At 59.4% G+C, this 20,361-nt stretch carries 20 protein-coding genes and 1 pseudogene; 5 read left to right on the forward strand and 16 right to left on the reverse strand.

Going from position 1 to position 20,361, the window contains the following annotated elements:
- Positions 1–3: 3 nt before the first annotated feature.
- The 13 genes from O8B93_RS06180 to O8B93_RS06240 form a co-directional block, all read right to left on the reverse strand.
- Positions 4–606 carry an amino acid synthesis family protein gene (locus O8B93_RS06180; protein ID WP_269708962.1) on the reverse strand — a complete coding sequence of 201 codons (603 nt, stop codon included), beginning with the start codon at positions 604–606 and terminating at the stop codon, positions 4–6.
- Between the two features lie 117 nt (positions 607–723).
- A complete protein-coding gene (locus O8B93_RS06185) occupies positions 724–1,902 on the reverse strand; it encodes an iron-containing alcohol dehydrogenase (protein ID WP_269708963.1) in 1,179 nt (392 codons plus the stop codon).
- A gap of 80 nt (positions 1,903–1,982) precedes the next feature.
- Positions 1,983–2,714: an amino acid ABC transporter ATP-binding protein gene (locus O8B93_RS06190; RefSeq protein ID WP_269709031.1), complete on the reverse strand. Its 732-nt coding sequence runs from the start codon at positions 2,712–2,714 to the stop codon at positions 1,983–1,985.
- A 29-nt stretch (positions 2,715–2,743) separates the two neighbouring features.
- Complete coding sequence (locus O8B93_RS06195) at positions 2,744–3,433, reverse strand: amino acid ABC transporter permease (RefSeq protein WP_006316017.1); 690 nt, start codon at positions 3,431–3,433, stop codon at positions 2,744–2,746.
- A gap of 75 nt (positions 3,434–3,508) precedes the next feature.
- Complete coding sequence (locus O8B93_RS06200) at positions 3,509–4,369, reverse strand: transporter substrate-binding domain-containing protein (RefSeq protein ID WP_269708964.1); 861 nt, start codon at positions 4,367–4,369, stop codon at positions 3,509–3,511.
- Between the two features lie 184 nt (positions 4,370–4,553).
- The gene (locus tag O8B93_RS06205; RefSeq protein WP_269708965.1) at positions 4,554–5,249 is read right to left on the reverse strand and encodes a GntR family transcriptional regulator; all 696 of its coding nucleotides are present in this window, start codon (positions 5,247–5,249) and stop codon (positions 4,554–4,556) included.
- A 154-nt stretch (positions 5,250–5,403) separates the two neighbouring features.
- Entirely contained in the window at positions 5,404–6,288 is an 885-nt protein-coding gene (purU, locus tag O8B93_RS06210; protein ID WP_269708966.1) for a formyltetrahydrofolate deformylase, read from the reverse strand.
- Between the two features lie 88 nt (positions 6,289–6,376).
- Positions 6,377–7,684, reverse strand: a complete 1,308-nt coding sequence (gene glnT / locus O8B93_RS06215) for a type III glutamate--ammonia ligase (protein ID WP_269708967.1) — start codon at positions 7,682–7,684, stop codon at positions 6,377–6,379.
- Between the two features lie 85 nt (positions 7,685–7,769).
- Positions 7,770–9,098, reverse strand: coding sequence for an FMN-binding glutamate synthase family protein (locus O8B93_RS06220; protein ID WP_269708968.1), 1,329 nt, complete (start codon positions 9,096–9,098; stop codon positions 7,770–7,772).
- Positions 9,099–9,114: 16 nt separating this feature from the next.
- A complete protein-coding gene (locus O8B93_RS06225) occupies positions 9,115–9,801 on the reverse strand; it encodes a GXGXG domain-containing protein (protein WP_269708969.1) in 687 nt (228 codons plus the stop codon).
- A 37-nt stretch (positions 9,802–9,838) separates the two neighbouring features.
- The gene (locus tag O8B93_RS06230) at positions 9,839–10,744 is read right to left on the reverse strand and encodes a class II glutamine amidotransferase (RefSeq protein ID WP_269708970.1); all 906 of its coding nucleotides are present in this window, start codon (positions 10,742–10,744) and stop codon (positions 9,839–9,841) included.
- A 96-nt stretch (positions 10,745–10,840) separates the two neighbouring features.
- Positions 10,841–11,521 carry a helix-turn-helix domain-containing protein gene (locus tag O8B93_RS06235; protein ID WP_269708971.1) on the reverse strand — a complete coding sequence of 227 codons (681 nt, stop codon included), beginning with the start codon at positions 11,519–11,521 and terminating at the stop codon, positions 10,841–10,843.
- Between the two features lie 34 nt (positions 11,522–11,555).
- Positions 11,556–12,530, reverse strand: coding sequence for a GlxA family transcriptional regulator (locus O8B93_RS06240; protein ID WP_269708972.1), 975 nt, complete (start codon positions 12,528–12,530; stop codon positions 11,556–11,558).
- A 90-nt stretch (positions 12,531–12,620) separates the two neighbouring features.
- Here O8B93_RS06240 and O8B93_RS06245 point away from each other — a divergent pair, with 90 nt between their 5' ends.
- Genes O8B93_RS06245 through O8B93_RS06260 form a run of 4 tightly spaced genes read left to right on the forward strand, consistent with a single transcriptional unit; the run spans position 12,621 to position 17,660 of the window.
- Positions 12,621–13,871: a sarcosine oxidase subunit beta family protein gene (locus O8B93_RS06245; protein ID WP_269708973.1), complete on the forward strand. Its 1,251-nt coding sequence runs from the start codon at positions 12,621–12,623 to the stop codon at positions 13,869–13,871.
- A gap of 24 nt (positions 13,872–13,895) precedes the next feature.
- Positions 13,896–14,171, forward strand: a complete 276-nt coding sequence (locus O8B93_RS06250) for a sarcosine oxidase subunit delta (protein WP_269708974.1) — start codon at positions 13,896–13,898, stop codon at positions 14,169–14,171.
- The gene (locus O8B93_RS06255; protein ID WP_269708975.1) at positions 14,168–17,131 is read left to right on the forward strand and encodes a sarcosine oxidase subunit alpha; all 2,964 of its coding nucleotides are present in this window, start codon (positions 14,168–14,170) and stop codon (positions 17,129–17,131) included. Before O8B93_RS06250 ends, O8B93_RS06255 begins: the two co-directional genes overlap by 4 nt.
- The gene (locus O8B93_RS06260) at positions 17,124–17,660 is read left to right on the forward strand and encodes a sarcosine oxidase subunit gamma (RefSeq protein WP_269708976.1); all 537 of its coding nucleotides are present in this window, start codon (positions 17,124–17,126) and stop codon (positions 17,658–17,660) included. Before O8B93_RS06255 ends, O8B93_RS06260 begins: the two co-directional genes overlap by 8 nt.
- Positions 17,661–17,683: 23 nt before the next feature.
- Here O8B93_RS06260 and O8B93_RS06265 read toward each other — a convergent pair.
- A pseudogene (locus O8B93_RS06265) lies at positions 17,684–17,917 on the reverse strand (SDR family NAD(P)-dependent oxidoreductase); the annotation flags it as partial.
- A 278-nt stretch (positions 17,918–18,195) separates the two neighbouring features.
- On the opposite strand from O8B93_RS06265, the gene O8B93_RS06270 reads away from it, so the two are divergent.
- Positions 18,196–18,399, forward strand: a complete 204-nt coding sequence (locus tag O8B93_RS06270; RefSeq protein ID WP_035216621.1) for a cold-shock protein — start codon at positions 18,196–18,198, stop codon at positions 18,397–18,399.
- Positions 18,400–18,506: 107 nt separating this feature from the next.
- Here O8B93_RS06270 and ugpQ read toward each other — a convergent pair whose 3' ends face one another.
- Positions 18,507–19,232, reverse strand: coding sequence for a glycerophosphodiester phosphodiesterase (ugpQ, locus tag O8B93_RS06275; RefSeq protein ID WP_269708977.1), 726 nt, complete (start codon positions 19,230–19,232; stop codon positions 18,507–18,509).
- A 12-nt stretch (positions 19,233–19,244) separates the two neighbouring features.
- Complete coding sequence (locus O8B93_RS06280; RefSeq protein WP_269708978.1) at positions 19,245–20,357, reverse strand: ABC transporter ATP-binding protein; 1,113 nt, start codon at positions 20,355–20,357, stop codon at positions 19,245–19,247.
- Between the last annotated feature and the right edge of the window lie 4 nt (positions 20,358–20,361).

A 20,361-nucleotide genomic window follows, 5' to 3' on the forward strand; every position in this document is an offset into this window, starting at 1 on the left:
CCCTCAGACGCCGGCCGGATTGGCGACGTCCTGACCGAGATCCTGCAGATCCTGGTAGCGATCGCCAATGCGGTGATGGGGCCTGCCGCCAACCGAAGCACCAAGCGCAACGACGATCTCGTCCGCAGCCGGGGCATCGGGTATGGCGGTCTGGATGGTCAGATAATGCGAGCGACGGCCTTCATCGTTCTTGTCCATCAGCGGGATCATGATCGGCGCATTGCCCGGACCGCGGGTGTTGCAAAAGGCGAGATAGGACTTGGCACCCACTGCCTGACGATAGTAATTGCCGAAGCGCAGCGTGTGAATGAGCGCGGAGGCATGTTCGATTTCGCCATCCAGCCCGACGACCGCCGCCTTGCCGTAAGCCTCCACAGCTTCGCCGGAACCGACCGCATCGAGGATCATCTTCGTCAGCAACTCACCGAGCACGGGCGCACCCGCATGAATTTCCGGCTTCAGGTTTTCCACGAAGCCTTTTCCCGCCCAGGGATTTTTCACGACCGCGATGGCGCTGAACAGCTTCAGAGGCGTTGCGGCGGCCTTGCCTCCCTCAATCAACGTCGTTTCGACCTGCAGCAGGGTCTTGCGGATCTGGATGGACATGGGCGTTTTCTCCGTAAATATGATGTCTTATGGTATGCCATAATATATGACTGTCAAGTGCCGCATGATTTTTCGTCAGAAAGTCGAAAACCATCAATCTTAACAGAGGTTTACTGCCTAAAATTCCGCGATGCTTCCGTCATAGGCGAGCTCGTATAGACGCGTCATTTCGGCAACTGTGGGCACTCGGGGATTATTTGCCGGCGTGCCGGAAGCGAGGCCCTGGCGCACCATTTCCGGCACAAGTTCGAGATAGCGGCTCCTGTCGATACCGAACTCTTGTGGGGTCGGCACCTTCAGCCGCCTGTTCAGGCCGATGAAAGCCTCAACCAGCTTCGCACCGGAGACCTGATCACTATCTGTCGCAGATGCACAGCCGAGCGCCCGCGCGGCCGCAGCATAATGCGGAAGAGCGGAATTCAGCGAAAACTGCGTGACGAGCGGCAACACCATCGCATTCGACATGCCGTGCGGCACATGAAAAAACGCGCCGACGGGACGGCTGAGGCCATGGATCAATGCGGTCGATGTATTGGAGACGGCAAGCCCGGCATGGGTCGCACCCAGCATCATCGCTTCACGCGCATCCCTGTCATCAGGGTTATCAGCCACTTTTTCAAGATTGGCGCCGATCAGCTTCAGGGCGGAAAGCGCCAGCGCCTCGGAATGGGCGTTACCATTGCGGTTGACCAGCGCCTCCAGCGCATGGGTCAGCGCGTCGATGCCGGTATCGACCGTAACACGATAAGGGCATGTCAGCGTCAGCTCATAATCGATGATGGCCGCGACCGGCAAAGCGGCGGTGCCGAGGATCAGCATTTTTTCGCTGGCAGCCGTATCGGTGACGACGGCGGCACGGGTTACTTCCGAACCGGTTCCGGCCGTGGTGGGAATGGCAATCACCGGCATGACGGTGAAATCCACGATCCGCGGCACTTTCAGGGCGCGCAAATCCTCCCCGCTCGTTGCAACGATGGCGCCCGCCTTGGCCGTATCCATGGCGCTGCCGCCGCCGAGTGCGACGAGACTGTCATGGCCGCCATCGGAAATACGTTTCACCAGAGCGGCGATGGATATATCCGTCGGGTCTTCGACAACGTCGGAGAACACGGTTGCTTCGATGCCTTCCTCAGCCAGCGCCTGCAACAGCACCTCGGCGTGGCCGAGCTTCTGCATCACGGGATCGCAGACCAGCAGCGGGCGATCAACGCCGAGCGATTTTACCACGGCGGGTAATCGAAATCGGCTGCCGCCGCCGATCAGCATTTCGCGGGGCATCAGGACACGGTTCATCATTGCGGTTCTCCGCCACTATCAGACTGCGTTGTTCGGAATGGCCGAAGCGGGTTTATGCACCTGCTCCGGCATGCATGGGCCTAGTGGGCCAGGATTTTCGACAGGAAAGAACGCGCACGGTCCGTTTTCGGATCGGTGAAGAAACTGTCACCCTCACCGATCTCGACGATCTCGCCGCCATCCATGAAGACGATGCGGTCCGCCACCTTGCGGGCAAACCCCATTTCGTGCGTCACCACCATCATCGTCATGCCCTCCTGCGCCAGCGAAACCATGACGTCGAGGACTTCATTGATCATTTCCGGATCGAGCGCCGATGTCGGCTCATCGAAGAGCATGGCGACCGGGTCCATCGCCAGCGCGCGGGCAATGGCAACACGCTGCTGCTGCCCACCCGACAATTGCCCGGGATATTTTCTGGCATGCGCCGTCAGTCCCACCCTCTCCAACAGCGCATTGGCCTTGGCCAGCGCTTCCGCCGGTGAGCGGCCCAGAACCTTCTCTTGCCCGATGCAGAGATTTTCGAGGATCGTCATATGCGGGAAGAGTTCGAAATGCTGGAACACCATGCCCACCCTGGAGCGCAGTTTCGGCATATCCGTCTTAGGGTTGGTCACCTCCACCCCGTTCACCGTGATGACGCCGTTGCCGATCGTCTCAAGCGCATTGACGCATTTTATCAGCGTCGACTTGCCGGAGCCGGAGGGGCCACAGATCACGACAACTTCACCCTTTGCGACATTGAGGCTGCAATTGGTCAGAACCTGAAAATTCGGCCCATACCATTTATTGACGGATTGCAGTTCGATCATGCTGGTTGCTTGCGACATCGGACTGCTCCTTAATGTATATCTGTCGACATAGGGCCATAGGCCTTGCCGAACCGCTTTTCGATACGGCGCTGAATGAGTTCCCAGGCGGTCGTCATGGCGAGGTAATAAAGCGCCGCGACCGTGAACAGCTCCAGCACGAGGAACTTTTCCTGAATGAGCACCTGCGTGCGGCGCAGAAGCTCCTCCATGGAGATGATCGAGGCGATCGACGTCGTCTTGAGCACGCCGTTCACGGAGTTGCCAAGCGGCGGAATGATGATGCGGAAGGCCTGCGGGGCGACGATGTAGCGCATCACCTGCGCCTCCGTCATACCGATGGCGCGTGCCGCGTTGATCTGCCCCTTTGGAACCGCGGCAATGCCCGCACGGACGATTTCCGACAGATAGGCCGCTTCACAGAGCGACAGGCCGATCAGCGTGGATTGCAGTACCGTCAGCTTGATGCCCATCTGCGGCAGACCGGTATAGATAATGATGAGCTGTACCAGAAGCGGCGTGCCGCGAAAGATCCAGGTGTAGAAATAGGCGGGACCGGACAGGAACCGGTATTTCGACATGCGCATGACAGCAATGACGAAGCCCAGCGCAAGACCCGCCGTCATGGCGAAGACCGTGAGGCCGAGCGTCACCAGCGCGCCCTCGAACAGATAATAATTCGTCAGATATTCGAAGAAACCTTCCCAGTTCCAACCCTTCACGTCTTTCTCCAATTCATGCGGGAACGGTCGCGGCGGGAGCTTTCCCGCCACGATGACAGTTCAGAGGGATGAAACTCAGCCTTCCGGGCCGAGAACGGCCAGGTCGCCGGGCGCCATGCTGACACCGTAGCCGCCCATCAGTTTTTCGAGCGAACCATCCGCCCTCATATCCTTCAGGGCGCCGGAGACAGCATCGGCCACATCCTTGCTGCCGAAGGAGAGCGAACCGGGGGTGGGATACATGCCAGAAAGCGCATGGGTGAATTCGCCGCGATCCTGATATTGCTTGGCGACCGGATCGATGGAGACGGCCGCCTGCACCTGGCCAGCGCGCAGTGCTTGATAGACCGTCGCATAATTGTCGAACAGGTTGATGGTCATCGGCGCGAGACCACGCGTCTTGAAGTCCTCGTTCAGTTCCTTGATCTTGCGCTCGGCGTAACCGCCGATATCGGTGCTGACGGCCTTGCCAGCGAGATCATCGACCTTGGTGATGGGATCTGACGCGCCGACGGCCGTGGAAATGCTGATGGCAAGGTTTTCATAGGGGATCATGAACAGGATCTTGCGTCGCTCTGCCGTCACGAACAGGCCGGCATTGATCATGTCCCAGCGGCCGCCCTGCAGGCCCGGCACCATGGTCGCATATTCGGTGCTGATATATTCGGGCTTCAGGCACAGACGCTTGGCAATCTCATAGCCGAGTTCAATACGAAGACCCTTCAGGACACCCTGCTGATCGGCATAGGCCATGGGCGGAAGGGTCGGGCTGGTGGCCATGACGAGATGACCGGGCTTGATGAGATGGTCGTCGGATATTTTCGGCGTGCAATCCTGCGCGACGGCGGCACCGGCGAAAAGAGTGACTGCGGCACCGGCCAACAGGGTTTTGGCGCGCACGGCTATGCATTTCCGGGAATTCGGATTCCAGTTCATATTAAGCTCCGCTCTTTATATTATTGATTATGGCATACCATCACATCAAACGGTTTTACCTGTCAAGAAGCGAAAAATTGATTTTCTAAATTATTGTAAAACAACAATAAAATAAGAAAAACCGCATCCGTGCGGCTCCCGGCGGGAAGTCACAAGGATGGGTAGATCTCAGCCGAAAAATCCTTCAGTCGGCGGTTTTTTGCGCCGTCAGAACGGCTTCGGCAATGGCGCAGGCGCTCGTGACGTGATCGAGCGCGGCCTTGTAAGCCGCGTCACCGTCGCCCTTCCGGATGGCCTCGACAATCTTTTCCATCTGCGCCGGACCATCGGTATCGCGGCTTTTGGTCTTGATCGTCATGGAGCGCAGATGATTGATCCGCACCGTCAGCAGATTGACGACGCCCCAGGCGACATGCCGGTCGATCTTGCTGAACAGCGTCTGGTAAAAGGACGAAGTATGCGCCAGCACGCCCGGCATATCCTTGGCGACATAACTTTCGCGGATGTGCTTGAGCGAAACCTCCAAAGCCTCAACGATGGCAGGATCACGGCGTTCGGCGCAAAGACGCGCTGCCATTCCCTCAAGCGCGCCGCGGATTTCGTAGATCTGCTTGGCCTCATCGAGATCGAGCAGTGCAACCATCGGGCCTTTATTCGGCAGGTTGGCCACCAGCCCTTCCGACTCCAGATGCCGCAGAACCTCGCGCACGATGGTGCGGGATACGCCAAGCTGGGCGCAGAGGTCACGCTCCACCAGTCTGTCTCCCGGCCGGAAGTAGCCATTAACGATCGCATCCCTGACCTTGTCGAGCGCGAGTTCCCTCAGCGTCTTGGTCGGACGCTCAACGCGAATGGCAGTTCCCTGCAAAGCACCGGTCATGGTATCACCTCGTTTGGCACATTCCGCTTCGGCTCGCCGCACGCCAAAGCAGGTCCTGGCTCTTGATATTATGGCGTACCAACTTATTTAGCCGCGCATCATCTTCATGGCAACAGCCCATGCGAGACTGGCAGTCTGCCCTGCCCGAAATGCCTCATCCCATCCTTTCCGATGCATAGGAGCCGGGACTCGGCGGAAACACCACCGTTCGGCTGCCGTTCAAAAAGACGCGCCGATGGATATGGGCGTGGATGGCACGCGCCAGCACCTGCGCCTCCACGTCACGGCCGAGCGAGACATAATCTTCAGCCGACTGGGCATGGGTGATGCGAACGATATCCTGCTCGATGATCGGCCCTTCATCCAGATCGGCCGTGACATAATGCGCCGTCGCGCCGATCAGCTTCACGCCGCGCTGATAGGCCTGCTTGTAGGGGTTTGCGCCCTTGAAGGACGGCAGGAAGGAGTGATGGATATTGATGATCTTGCCCGACATCGCCTCGCACATCCTGTCGGAAAGCACCTGCATATAGCGCGCGAGAACGACAAGCTCAGTGCCGGTGCTTTCAGCAATCTCCATGATCCGGGCTTCGGCCTGCGGTTTGTTTTCCTTCGTCACCGGAATGTGGTGAAAGGGGATGTCGTGATTGACGACAACTTTCTGGTAATCGAAATGGTTGGAGACGACGCCGACGATGTCGATCGGCAAGGCGCCGATACGCCAGCGATAGAGCAGGTCATTAAGGCAATGACCGAAACGCGACACCATCAAGAGAACCTTCATGCGTTCGGCCTGATCGTGCAGCGCCACTTCCATGCCGAATGTCTTTGAAATCGGTGCGAGCCCCGCCATCAGCGTATCCCGCGTCGCGCCTTCCTCGGAGATGAAACCCACGCGCATGAAAAAGCGACCGGTGCCGAGATCATCGAATTGCGAACTGTCGACGATGTTGCAACCTTTCTCCGCCAGCAGGCCTGAAAGGGCGGCAACGATGCCACGGGTGGATTTGCATGTTACGGTGAGGACGAAGTTCGTCATCTGGCGCCTCTCTGTCATCTATATGGGAAAAACCCGCGCGGTTTGAGGCGCGCGGGAAAAGCCGCGAGGGCGGCGGGGAAAAACGGGCTCAGACGTCGAGCGTCGTCTGGTGCTCCCAGGCGGTGAACTGCGCGCAATAACTGTTCCACTCCCCCTGCTTGAGCTTTAGATAGGCCTTCGAGAATTCCATGCCGAGCGCCTGCTGCAACTCCGCATCCTTCTCATATTCGCGCAACGCATCGAGAAGATTGAGCGGCAGCTTCGGTGCATCCGTGACGGTGTAGCCTTCACGATACATGTCGATATCGTGGTGCGGGCCGGGATCGGCCTTGGAGCGAACGCCGGAGAGGCCGGCGGCAATAATGATGGCCTGCAGCAGATAGGGGTTCACCGCACCATCCGGCAGGCGCAGTTCAAACCGTCCCGGACCCGGCACGCGCACCATATGGGTGCGGTTATTGCCGGTCCATGTCACCGTATTCGGCGCCCAGGTAGCACCCGAAATGGTGCGCGGCGCGTTGATGCGCTTGTAGGAATTGACCGTCGGATTGGTGACCGCGGCAAGCGCGGACGCATGTTTCATGATGCCGCCGAGAAAGGTCCTGCCCTTGGCCGACAGCCCGAACGGCATTTCCTTGTCGGCGAAGGCATTGACCTTGCCGTCGAGGTCCCAAACCGAAATATGGGCATGGCAGCCATTGCCGGTCAGCCCCTTGAATGGTTTCGGCATGAAGGTGGCGCGCAGTCCGTGCTTTTCGGCAACCGACTTGACCATGAATTTGAAGAAGGAATGTTTGTCGGCAGTCTGGAGCGCGTCGTCATATTCCCAGTTCATCTCGAACTGGCCATTCGCATCCTCATGGTCGTTCTGGTAGGGCTTCCAGCCAAGCTCCAGCATGTAATCGCAAATCTCGGCTATCACGTCGTAACGACGCATCACCGCCTGCTGGTCGTAGCAGGGCTTTTCCGCCGTGTCGTATTCGTCGGAGATTTTCGCACCGTCAGGCGAAATCAGAAAAAATTCCGGCTCAACGCCTGTCTTGACCCTGAGCCCCTCGCCCGCCGCTTCCGCGATGAGTTTTTTTAGCATCACGCGCGGCGCCTGCTCCACCGGCTGGTCTTCCATGACGCAATCGGCAGCGACCCAGGCGACGTCCTTTTTCCACGGAAGCTGGATGACCGAGGAGGCGTCCGGCACGGCGAAAAGATCGGGATGAGCCGGCGTCAGATCGAACCATGTGGCAAAACCGGCAAAACCCGCCCCGCCATTCTGCATATCGGCAATGGCTTCCGCAGGCACCAGCTTGGCGCGCTGGCCGCCGAAGAGATCGGTATAACTGATCATGAAATATTTGATGCCCTTTTCGGCAGCAAATTTGGAGAGGTCCAGTGTCACGTCATTCCCCTTTTTTTGGTATCAGACACTTCATTGAAAAAAGACGGGCACATCCTCCCAAATGCGCCCGTCCGTTCTTTGTGGCTTAAAAGCTGCCTTTTCCCGGGAACCAGTTCGTTCCCGCCAGCGGAACCTGCGCCATGGCAGCAGCCTCCATGGTCAGCGCCACCAGATCTTCCGGCTCCAGATTATGGAGATGGTTCTTGCCGCAGGCGCGCGCGATGGTCTGGGCTTCGAGCGTCATGACCTTCAGGTAATTGGCAAGGCGGCGACCGGCAGCGACGGGATCGAGACGGGCGGCCAGTTCCGGGTCCTGCGTAGTGATGCCGGCGGGGTCTTTGCCCTCGTGCCAGTCATCATAAGCGCCGGCCGTCGTGCCGAGTTTCTGATATTCCTCTTCCCAATGTGGATCGTTATCGCCCAGCGCCACCAGCGCCGCCGTGCCGATGGCGACAGCATCGGCACCGAGCGCCAGCGCCTTGGCAACATCGGCACCCGAACGGATACCGCCGGAGACGATCAGTTGCACCTTGCGGTGCATGCCGAGATCCTGAAGCGCCTGAACGGCGGGGCGAATGCAGGCGAGTGTGGGCATGCCGACATTTTCGATGAAGACATCCTGCGTGGCGGCCGTGCCGCCCTGCATGCCGTCAAGCACCACCACATCGGCACCGGCCTTTACCGCGAGCGCCGTGTCGTAATAGGGCCGCGCGCCGCCGACCTTGATGTAAATCGGCTTTTCCCAGTCGGTGATTTCACGCAGTTCGAGGATCTTGATTTCGAGATCGTCCGGGCCGGTCCAATCAGGGTGGCGGCAGGCGGAGCGCTGGTCGATGCCCTTCGGCAGATTGCGCATATTGGCGACACGGTCGGAAATCTTCTGGCCGAGCAACATGCCGCCACCGCCCGGCTTCGCGCCCTGGCCGACCACGACCTCGATGGCGTCCGCACGGCGCAGGTCTTTCGGGTTCATGCCGTAACGTGAGGGCAGATACTGGTAAACCAGCGTCTGGCTATGGCCACGCTCCTCATCCGTCATGCCGCCATCGCCCGTCGTCGTAGACGTACCGGCAATGGTCGCGCCGCGCCCAAGCGCTTCCTTGGCATTGCCCGAAAGCGCGCCAAAGCTCATGCCGGCAATGGTGATCGGCGTTCTCAATGTGATCGGCTTCTTGGCGAAACGCGTGCCGAGCGTGACGGTCGTATCGCATTTCTCACGATAGCCCTCGAGCGGATAACGCGAGATGGATGCGCCGAGAAACAGCAGGTCGTCGAAATGCGGCACCTTGCGCTTGGTGCCCGCACCGCGAATATCATAGATGCCGGTTGCCGCCGCACGGCGGATTTCCGCCAGCGTGTGATCGTCAAAGGTTGCGGATTTGCGCGGCGGGGTGAAGGGGTTGTGATAGCTCATTGGAATATCCCTCGCCTCAATACGCGTCGGCGTTGTCGATGTTGAAATTGTAGAGCGTGCGGGCAGAGCCGTAGCGCTTGAACTCGCTTGGGCTGACATCCGAAACGCCGGCCTTTTCGAGGAGTTCTGCGAGCTTTTCGAGATGCTCGGGCCGCATTTCCTTCTCGATGCAATCGGCACCCAGGCTCTTCACCGAGCCGCGCACAAAAAGCTTCGCCTCATAAAGGCTGTCACCCAGCGCATCGCCCGCATCGCCGCAGACGACGAGGTGGCCTGACTGGCCCATGAAGGCGGACATGTGGCCGATATTGCCCTTCACGACGATATCGATGCCCTTCATGGAAATGCCGCAGCGGGAAGCGGCATTACCCTTGATGACCAGCAGCCCGCCGCGACCGGTGGCCCCGGCATATTGCGAGGCATCACCCTCGATGACGACGGTGCCGGACATCATGTTCTCAGCGACACCCGGCCCGGCCGAGCCGTGAACGGTGACGGTGCCGCCATCATTCATGCCGGCGCAATAATAACCGACCGAACCGTGCACATCGACGGTGACAGGACTGTCGATGCCGACAGCGACGGCATGGTGGCCACGCGGATTGACGACTTCGAATTCGGTATCGTTGACACCGGAGGAAAGACCGTGAAGTGCGCTATTCAATTCACGCAAGGGCGTATGGGAGAGATCAAAAACTGGCATGGATTATGACTTTCAAAACAGGCGCCGATGACGGGTCTCAGGCAGCCTTTTCATGGTCCCAGAAATAGACGGTCGCCGGTTCCGGCTCCCACACCCGGGCATTTTCAATGCCGGGCAGATTAACCAGAGCGCGATATTCCGAACCGAAAGCGACATACTGGTCGGTCTCGGCCATCACTGCCGGCTTACAGGCGATGGGGTCGCGCACCACCCCAAAACCGGATTTGGTGCCGACGACGAAGGTGAAGAAACCATCGAGATCATCGAGCGCGCCGGTGAGCGCCTCCCCTAAATCCTTGCCCTTGGCCATTTCCGCCGTGAGATAGGCGGCAGCGACTTCCGAGTCGTTCTGGGTCTCGAAAGTCATGCCTTCACGCACCAGTTCGCGGCGCAGGTTATTGTGGTTGGAAAGCGAACCGTTGTGTACCAGGCACTGGTCGGCACCGGTGGAAAAGGGATGCGCGCCAAGCGTCGTCACCGCCGATTCCGTCGCCATGCGGGTGTGGCCGATGCCATGGGTGCCGGCCATGGAGCGCACGTCAAAGCGGGTGACCACGTCCTTTGGCAGGCCGGTTTCCTTGTAGATTTCTACGCTATCGCCGGAACCCATCACACGCACATTCGGCCGGATGGTGGCGAGAACCGCACGAATACCGTCAAGCTTCTGCGATGGAATATCCAGCACCGCATGGGTGCTTTTCACCATGACCGAGGCGTCAACGCCGCTTTCCTTCAGCGCTTCGGCAATGCCGGAAAAATCGGCAGCGGGATCGGCCGACTGGATCGTCACTTTCGCACGGCCATCGGCCGCACTTCCGTAAATCGCGATGCCGGCCGAATCCGGCCCGCGATCGGTCATGGTGACGAGCATGTCCGAAAGCAGCTGACCCAGCTGCGGTTCAAGGCTTTTGTCTTTCAGGAATAGTCCAACAATGCCGCACATCGACAGGCACCTCCATTCGTTTCTGAATGAAGGGCTAACATATGGAATTCCATTCCGTCAACTATCAGGAATATTTTTTTCTTCTAAGGCAAAAACTCAATCACTGGTCATCCGCCTTTGCGGATAGGAAATGATCGACAGATAACGCGCGGGAAGCTTCACCAATTCTTCCGGCCCGTGCGGCGCATCGGCGTCGAAAAACAGGCTGTCGCCGGCCTGCATGGTGAAAAGCTGCTCGCCATGGCGATAGACCACCTCGCCTTCCAACATGTAGAGAAACTCCATGCCTTCATGCTGGAAGGTCGGGAACACATCCGAATCCGTGGTGAGCGTGATGAGATAGGGCTCGACGGTGACGCCGCTGGTATTGTTGTCGATATGACCGAGCAGGCTGTATTGATGGCCGGCGCGGGTGCCACGGCGATCGATATTCACCCCCTGCCCCGCTTTGACGAAGGTGGCGCTGCGCGGCTCTTCAAACCCGCGAAAGAATGCGGTTATCGGCACGCCCAACGCCTTGGAGAGTGTTTGCAGCGTGGTGAGCGACGGGGAGATATTGCCGTTCTCGATCTTGGAAAGCATGCCGACGGAGACACCGGTGGCCGAAGCAAGATCAGTGACGGTGATGCCGAGCTTCTTGCGATAGGCGCGAACCTCGTGGCCGATGGCCATTTCCAGATTGTTGACCCTCGGCTCACGAACGGCATGTGGATCCTGCGACAGGAACTGCGCAGCTTCGGTCTTGGTGGCATCCTTCGCCATGGTGTCCTCCGGCATTATCGTGTTTTCCCTTCCTTACAGGAAAACTATTTTAATTCGGAGGAAATCTTTGCCGCATGGCATTCGGCGTCTGACCGAAGCGAGCCTTAAAACTTCCTGAAAAATGGCCTGCACTGGAAAAGCCGGTGGCGAAGGCCACTTCCGCGATGGAGAGCGGGCTTTGTTCCAGCAATCGCCGGGCGTGATCAAGGCGGATTGCGCGGTATGTCTCCAGAAAACTCGACTTCAGGTGGGTCGCGAAGAGTCGGTCGAGGTGGCGCGCGCTTGTGCCGGCCAGTTTTGCCATGGTCTGCCGGTCGAGCGGGCTTTCAATGGTCGTTTCCATTTTTTCCAGCACGGTCAGCAAGGCCGGATGGTTGGTGCCATGACGCTCCGCCGAGGAACCGCGCTGCGGCGCACCGGGTTCGGCGATGGCCGTGTGCAGATACCAGTCGCTGACACGCCTTGCGAAATGTGCGCCCATTCTCTGCGAAATCATCGCATGCATCATGTCGAGGGGGGCAACGCCGCCGGCGCAGGTGATGCGGTCTCCATCGAAAACAAACCGCGCCTGCCGGGGCGTGAGATGGCCGAAGGCCTCTTTCAGCACCGGCGCATGTTCCCAATGGATGGTGAAATCGCGGTTTTCCAGCAATCCCGCCGCTGCCAGCACATAAGCGCCGCTGGAAATGCCCCCGATCCTGACACCCTGCCGCGCCAGCCGCCGCAACGTCCCGTAAGAATTTTCCGCAACGCTCCAGTCCTGCGGCCCGCCGCCCGCACAGACAAAAATCGTGTGGCATCGCTCGCCGGCAGCGGCGAGCGCCTCGCAGCCAACAATGATGCCGGACGAACTTCTGACGGCCTCGCCATCAAAAGACAGGGGAACCGCATCGTACAGATCGGTTCCAGCGATCAGATTGGCGGCGCGCAACGGCTCCACAGCCGAAGCATAGGACATCAGCGCAAAATTCGGAACGAGGATAAAACCAATGCGCTGGACATTCTTCTGTTCGATGATCATCATGTCTCTTTTTTAAATCATAATGTCCCTTATCTGCAATCCCCTTCCGAACGGCATCGCTAAGCTTGCTCGATATCGTTCGAGGTACGCCAGATGCGCTATTCTGCTTTTTCGATTTTTAAGAACGGCCTTTTCGGCAACAAGGCGTGGAAACCCGCATGGCGGGAGGTGTCGCCGAAACCACATTATGACGTCATCATCGTTGGCGGCGGTGGACACGGGTTGGCGACGGCCTATTATCTCGCCAAGGAATTCGGCATCACCAATGTCGCGGTGCTGGAGAAAAACTACATCGGCTCCGGCAATGTCGGCCGCAATACCACGATCATCCGCTCCAATTACCTGCTGCCGGGCAACAACCCGTTTTACGAGCTTTCGATGAAGCTGTGGGAAGGGCTGGAACAGGATTTCAACTTCAACGCCATGGTTTCCCAGCGTGGCGTGCTCAATCTCTTCCACTCGGATGCGCAGCGCGATGCCTATACACGGCGTGGCAATGCCATGCGGCTGCACGGCGTCGATGCCGAGCTGCTGGACCGCACCTCGGTGAAGGCGATGTTGCCATTTCTCGATTTCGACAATGCCCGCTTCCCCATTCAGGGTGGATTGCTGCAAAAGCGCGGCGGCACCGTCCGTCACGATGCCGTCGCCTGGGGGTATGCGCGTGGTGCAGACAGCCGGGGCGTCGATATCATCCAGGGCTGCGAGGTGACGGGCATTCGCCGCGAAAACGGCGCGGTCGTGGGCGTCGAAACAAGCCGCGGCTTCATCGGCTGCGGCAAGCTGGCTTTGGCAGCGGCGGGCAATTCTTCACAGGTCGCCGCCATGGCCGGGCTGAAACTGCCGATCGAAAGCCATGTCTTGCAGGCTTTCGTGTCGGAAGGGCTGAAACCCTTCATCGATGGCGTCGTCACCTTCGGGGCCGGGCATTTTTACGTCTCGCAATCGGACAAGGGCGGCCTCGTCTTCGGGGGCGATATAGACGGCTATAATTCCTACGCCCAGCGCGGCAATCTGGCGACGGTCGAACACGTCGCGGAAGCCGGCAAGGCGATGATACCAGCGCTGTCCCGTGTCCGGGTGCTGCGCTCCTGGGGCGGCATCATGGATATGTCGATGGACGGTTCGCCGATCATCGACCAAACCCCGATCGACAATCTCTATCTGAATGCCGGCTGGTGTTACGGCGGCTTCAAGGCGACGCCCGCCTCCGGTTTCTGTTTTGCCCATCTTCTCGCACGCGGCACACCGCAGGAAACGGCGACGGCCTTCCGGCTGGATCGTTTCCAGCGCGGTTATCTCATCGATGAAAAAGGCCAGGGCGCACAGCCCAATCTTCATTAATCCAGCGGATCAAGGACGTTCGATATGGCAAGTCTCGTGCCCTGCCCGCATTGCGGGCCAAGACCCAAGGAAGAATTCAGTATCAAGGGCGCGGCCCTTGCGCGGCCGGCAGCGGATGCCGACGCGGAGGAATGGTTCGACTATGTCTATCTGCGCGACAATCCGCGCGGAGCCTATGAGGAATATTGGCACCACACCTCCGGTTGCCGCCGCTGGCTGGTCGTCACCCGCGATACCGTCTCCCATGAGATATCCGCCTGCCGCGACGCTGCCGAAAAGACGAAAGTGACAAGCGCATGAGTTCCCACCGCCTGAAGACCGGCGGTCTGATCGACCGCTCCACACCACTTTCCTTCACCTTCGACGGCAAGACGATGTCAGGCTTTGCGGGTGACAGCCTAGCCTCCGCCCTGCTCGCCAATGGCCAGCAACTCGTCGGCCGCAGTTTCAAATATCACCGCCCGCGCGGCATATTGACGGCAGGCGCCGCCGAGCCGAATGCGCTGATGACCATCGGCAGCGGTGGCCGCACCGAGCCGAATACACGCGCCACCATGCAGGATCTTTATGCCGGGCTGAAAGCGAAAAGCCAGAACCGCTGGCCCTCACTGGATTTCGATATCGGCGCATTGACAGGCCTGCTATCGCCCTTCCTCGGCGCAGGTTTCTATTACAAGACCTTCATGTGGCCCGCGGCCTTCTGGGAAAAAATTTACGAGCCCTTCATCCGCAAGGCGGCCGGTCTCGGCAAGGCGAGCTACGAGGCGGACCCGGATGCCTATGAAAAATGCTGGGCGCATTGCGACCTGCTGGTGATCGGCTCCGGCGCGGCAGGACTTGCTGCTGCCCTTGCCGCCGGACGCGCTGGCGCGCGCGTCATCATCGTCGATGAACATTCCGTGGCAGGTGGCGGGCTTCTTTCCGAAACCGCGACCGTCGGCGGCAGAAGCGCTGCGGATTTCGCCGCAAACTGCGTCGCCGAGCTCGAAGCCCTGCCTGATGTGACGGTGCTGACGCGGACCACGGCCTTCGGCTGGTATGACGGCAATGTCTTCGGTGCGGTGGAGCGGGTGCAGAAACACCTGGCCAACCCGAAAGCACATGCGCCCGTGGAGCGCCTGTGGCGCATTGTGGCCAAGCGCGCTTTGCTTGCCACGGGTGCCGAAGAGCGGCCACTGGTGTTCGGCGGCAACGATATTCCTGGCATAATGATGGCTGGCGCGATGCGTAGCTATCTCAATCGCTATGCCATAAGCCCCGGCACGGCGACGGCAATTTTCACCACCAATGACAGCGGTTACGCGCTCGCCCGCGATCTGGAGGCACAGGGTGTTGCCCTTTCCACCATCATCGATAGCCGCGAGCAGGGTAACCCGGGCTATGACGGCAAGGCGCGTGTCATCAAGGGTGGCGTCGTCTCGAATGCGAAGGGCGGCAAGGCGCTTTCCGCCATCGAGATTTATGCGAATGGCCACAGGGAAAGCCTTGATGTCGATGCGCTGGCGATGTCGGGCGGTTTCAGCCCCGTCATCCATCTTGCCTGCCATCGCGGCGGCAAGCCGGTCTGGTCGGAAGAGCATGCCGCTTTCCTGGCGCCCGGCAATCTCAAGGGCCTTGAACTCGCCGGTGCTGTATCTGCGACAGATGGCATCGCCGCCTGCCTTGAGGATGGCGCACGAAAGGGCGCGGCGCTGGCGCAAGACCTCGGTTTTACATCAACCGCACCGGTATTTGGCGCGGTGGAAAACGACATCGTGGCTCCACCCGCAAAGGCACTCTGGTCCATTCCCGGCATCAGGGCGAAAGCCTTTGTCGATTACCAGAACGATGTTCATCGCAAGGATCTGGGCCTCGCCATCCGTGAAGGTTATGGCCATGTCGAACTGGCCAAGCGTTATACGACGAACGGCATGGCGACCGATCAGGGCAAGCTTTCCAATGTCAATGCCATCGGGCTGCTGGCAGAAGCGCGCGGCGTTTCGCCGGCGGAGGTCGGCACCACCACCTTCCGGCCTTTTTATACGCCCGTCTCCTTCGGCGCCCTGACAGGAGCCTATCACGGCCATCATTTCCAGCCGGTGCGCAAATCGCCGCTGCATGGCTGGGCGCAGAAGAACGGTGCGATCTTCGTCGAAACCGGTCTCTGGTATCGTTCCTCCTGGTTTCCCCGCAAAGGCGAAAACGGCTGGCGGGAAAGCGTCGACCGCGAGGTCTTGAACGTCCGCAAAAATGCCGGGCTCTGTGATGTATCGATGCTCGGCAAGATCGAGATTTGCGGCAAGGACGCCGCCGAATTTCTCAATCGGGTTTATTGCAACGCCTTTCTCAAGCTCCCGGTCGGCAAGGCGCGTTATGGCCTGATGCTGCGTGAAGACGGCATGATTTATGACGACGGCACCACCAGCCGGCTGGAGGAAAACCGCTTCTTCATGACCACCACCACGGCCTATGCGGCTGGTGTGATGAACCATCTGGAATTCTGCGCGCAGGCGCTCTGGCCGGATCTCGACGTGCGGCTTGCCTCCGTCACCGACCAATGGGCGCAGATGGCGATTGCCGGACCAAAGGCACGCACCATTCTTCAGAGGATCGTCGATGAGGACATTTCGGATGAGGCCTTCCCGTTCCTCGCCGCCAGAGAAGTCTCCCTGTTTGGCGGGCAATTGCACGGGCGACTGTTCCGGATTTCCTTCTCCGGTGAACTCGCCTACGAGCTTGCCGTGCCGGCTGGTTACGGCGAGAGTGTTGCCGATGCGCTGATGGAAGTGGGTACGCCCGAAGGCATCATGCCCTATGGCGTCGAGGCGCTCGGCGTGCTGCGCATCGAAAAGGGCCATGTCACCCATAACGAGATCAACGGCACTGTCGTGCCGGCCGATCTCGGCTTCGGCAAAATGGTCTCCGCCACCAAGGTCGATTTCATCGGCCGGCGGATGCTGGAGCGCGAGGGCCTTTCGGCGACGGATCGGCCCAGCCTCGTTGGTGTCATGCCGCTTGATCCCGGTCACTCCTTCCGCAGCGGTTCGCACATTCTGGCCAAGGATGCTGCGGCAACGCTGGAAAATGATCAGGGTTACGTGAGTTCAAGCGCGTTTTCACCGCACCTCGGCTCGACCATCGGCCTCGCTCTCGTCAAGAACGGTGCTTCCCGCCACGGCGAGGAGATCATGGTCTGGAACGGTCTGCGCAACGAGTTCACCGCCGCCCGCCTCTGCCATCCGGTTTTCTTCGACCCCCAGAACGAGAAACTCCATGTCTGATTTCAAATCCGGTTTCCGGCCGGCACTCCGCCCGGTACTTGGCGCGAAGGCAGCGATTGCCTCCGCCGCCATCAAGCTCTCACCCCTGCCGGAAGGCATGATCGTCCATGCGCTGGCATCACCCGACGCATCGGATATGGAGGCCCGCCTGCGCGGCCTCGGAAAAGGCGATGTGCGCGCCGTCTCTCCCGGCCAATGGTTCATCGTCAGCGAAGAGCCGCTGCTTGGCGCGGATATGAAGACGCTTCTTGCAGCGCTCGAGCCGCAGGCAGCGGGCGTGGACCAGAGCCAGGGGCGCGTTCGCATCCGCATAGAGGGCAAGGTGGCCGAGCGGGTGCTGGCAAAAGGAACGGCGGTCGATCTTTCGCCCGCCGCTTTTCCGGTAGGACGCTCCGCCACGACGCTGATCGGCCACATCGCCGCCCATATCACGCGTGTCGATATTTCCGCTTTTGAAATTATCGTGCTGCGCGGTTTCGCGGAGAGCCTGTGGGACGATCTTGTTCGCATGAGCCTGGAGTTCAATTAAGCCGCGTACCGCATTCACCAGTTCTACGGCACCATGACTTTGCGCATGGAAGCACGCTGCATGGAGCGTGGGGTGAGACGATTTGAGAACGCAACCACCTTATTCATGAAGCGGGCGATAACGGACGCCTTGCCTTTGACGAGGGCCTGAAGTCCAGTTTCCGCAACGGGACGGTGTTTCATGGTGAGCAGGCGCAGCATCGGTGAGACCTGCGCACCAGCAGATGCATCAAATCCTGTTTCGGTGTGCCCCGGGCACTTCCACCAGCACTTCGGAACGATCCGACGTTGGGGAGAACTGCTGCGCGCCTGCTATGCTATATGAAGAATAACGAGGCGGAACGGGGCGAATGAGCAGGTTTGTCGAGTGACGCGGCCAAGAATATGAAGGATCCCCATCATTAAAAATTGTTACAAAACATACAGTTAGATATAATTCATCCGAACTGAGGGATTTGCTTGCCACCGAAATCCTTGCCGTCCCTATCAATGATCGGTATTGCGTTGAGGGGCACTCAGCAATCAACGAGGACAAGATGGCAACTGGCACTGTAAAATTCTTCGCTCAGGACAAGGGCTTTGGCTTCATTACCCCTGACAATGGCGGTCCTGACGTATTCGTTCACATCTCGGCGGTCGGTTTCGGCGGCTCTCTTCAGGATGGCCAGAAGGTGAGCTACGAGCTGGGACAAGACCGCAAGACCGGCAAATCGAAGGCCGAGAACGTTACTCTCCTTTGATGGCAGCGCCGCGGCCCAACGCACGATAGCGCTTGGGCCGCCACCGCCGGCATACGAACCAAAAGGCCAAGTGAGGGTATCCTTGTTCGATGGACGGGGGAGTTGCTCTAAGCAGGCAATAGTTCCTCCATCCCGCTACGGACGGCGGCGAACAGGTCCGGGCGGTCGAGGTTGATGTAGTCGACATCACACGCTGCGATTTCGCGATGAACGGCCGTGTCATCGCCACCATAATAGACCATGATTTCCAGACCGGCTTTACGGCTCGCCTCGATGATGCCGGGACGGCGCATCTGCGCGGGGGTTATCTCGATGATCGACGCATGATGCACGGCCCCGACAAGCGATGGGGATTTCGCGATATCGAGTGTCATCATCCTGCGGAACTCGGGTGCGATCGACTGCAAACCCTGACGCATCTCTTCGGAGAAGGAAAAATAAAAGGTATCACGCACCATGCCGAGATGGCGCACAAGGGCTGCAACCTTGGCGGGGTCGCAATATTTCAGTTCGATATAAACACCGGCACGACCACGCAGATGTTCGAGATAAGCATCGAGCCGCGGCACGATGGCGCCCTTGAACCTGTCGTCGAACCAGCCGCCGGCATCAAGCGTGTCGATCTCGCTCGACAGCATATGCCCGACCGGCCCGGTGCCGTTGGTCGTGCGATCCAGCGTCTCGTCATGAATGACGTAAAGCACGCCGTCCGCGCTCTCCCGCACGTCGAGTTCGATATAGTCGGCACCCTGCTGAAGCGCGAGATCGGCTGCAGCAAAGGTGTTCTCCGGCGCAAATCTGTTGGCGCCGCGATGGGATACGATCTTGGTCACTGAAATTTCCTGTCAGTTTGCCGGTTGGAGTGTCCTGGCACGCGCCTCCGCGTCATGCGAGAGATCGGCATGAAGACCGATGATGCGATCGCCCGCCTTGTCGAAGACCAGAGTGAAATCCGGTTTGCAGGCGATACCAACCTGCGCTCCGGGCGCATACCGCACGGTTTCACCATATTCGAGCGCATGAACCGGGCCAGCCGGCGTGACGATCGTGTAAAATACTTCACGCCCCATCGGCTCGACGCTGGCGACCTCACCTTTCAGGGCGGCGCGCTCGAGAGACACAAGCGTGATATCCTCGGGCCGCAGGCCGAAGGTAACCTCGCCGGTATGGTCTGACGTCAAATCAAAAGACGCTTCGGCGATCTCCAGCCGACCACCTTTGGCATGGCCTTTCATACGGTTCATGGGCGGCGTGCCGATGAAACCTGCGACGAAGAGATTGTTGGGACGGCGATAGAGATCATCCGGTGTGCCAATCTGGGCGATTTCGCCATTGTTCATGCAGATGATCCGGTCCGCCATGGTGATCGCTTCGATCTGGTCGTGGGTGACGATCAACGTGGTGAAGCCGAGGCGTTTCTGGATGCTCTTGAGCTCCGCCCGCATGGTGATGCGCAGCGTGGCATCGAGATTGGACAGCGGTTCGTCGAGCAGGAGGATATTCGGCTCCTTCACCAGCGCGCGGGCAAGCGCCACACGCTGCTGCTGCCCGCCGGAAAGCTGCGAGGGACGACGATCGAGGAGGGAGCTTATCTGCACGAGCGCTGCGGCCTCGTCCACGCGTCTGGCAACTTCCTCTTTTCCCATGCTTTTGAAACGTAAGGGGAAGGCAATGTTTTCACGGACCGTCAGGTTCGGATAAAGCGCGTAGGACTGGAAAACGACGCCGACATTGCGATCGCGGGCATCGATTCGGTTGACGTTGTGGCCATCAAAGGCGATCTCGCCGCCGGTCGGCGCATAGAGGCCGGCGAGCAGAAACAGCGTCGTCGATTTGCCGCAGCCGGAAGGACCGAGAATGGCCACGAACTCGCCGTTCTCGATGGTGAGGTTCATCGGCTTCAGAACCTGGGTCTCGCCCCAGTTTTTGGTGACTTTATTGAGGGTGATCTTGGCCATGACG

It is taken from the genome of Martinezella rhizogenes, from assembly GCF_027460065.1.
Classification (GTDB): Bacteria; Pseudomonadota; Alphaproteobacteria; order Rhizobiales; family Rhizobiaceae; genus Agrobacterium; species Agrobacterium rhizogenes_C.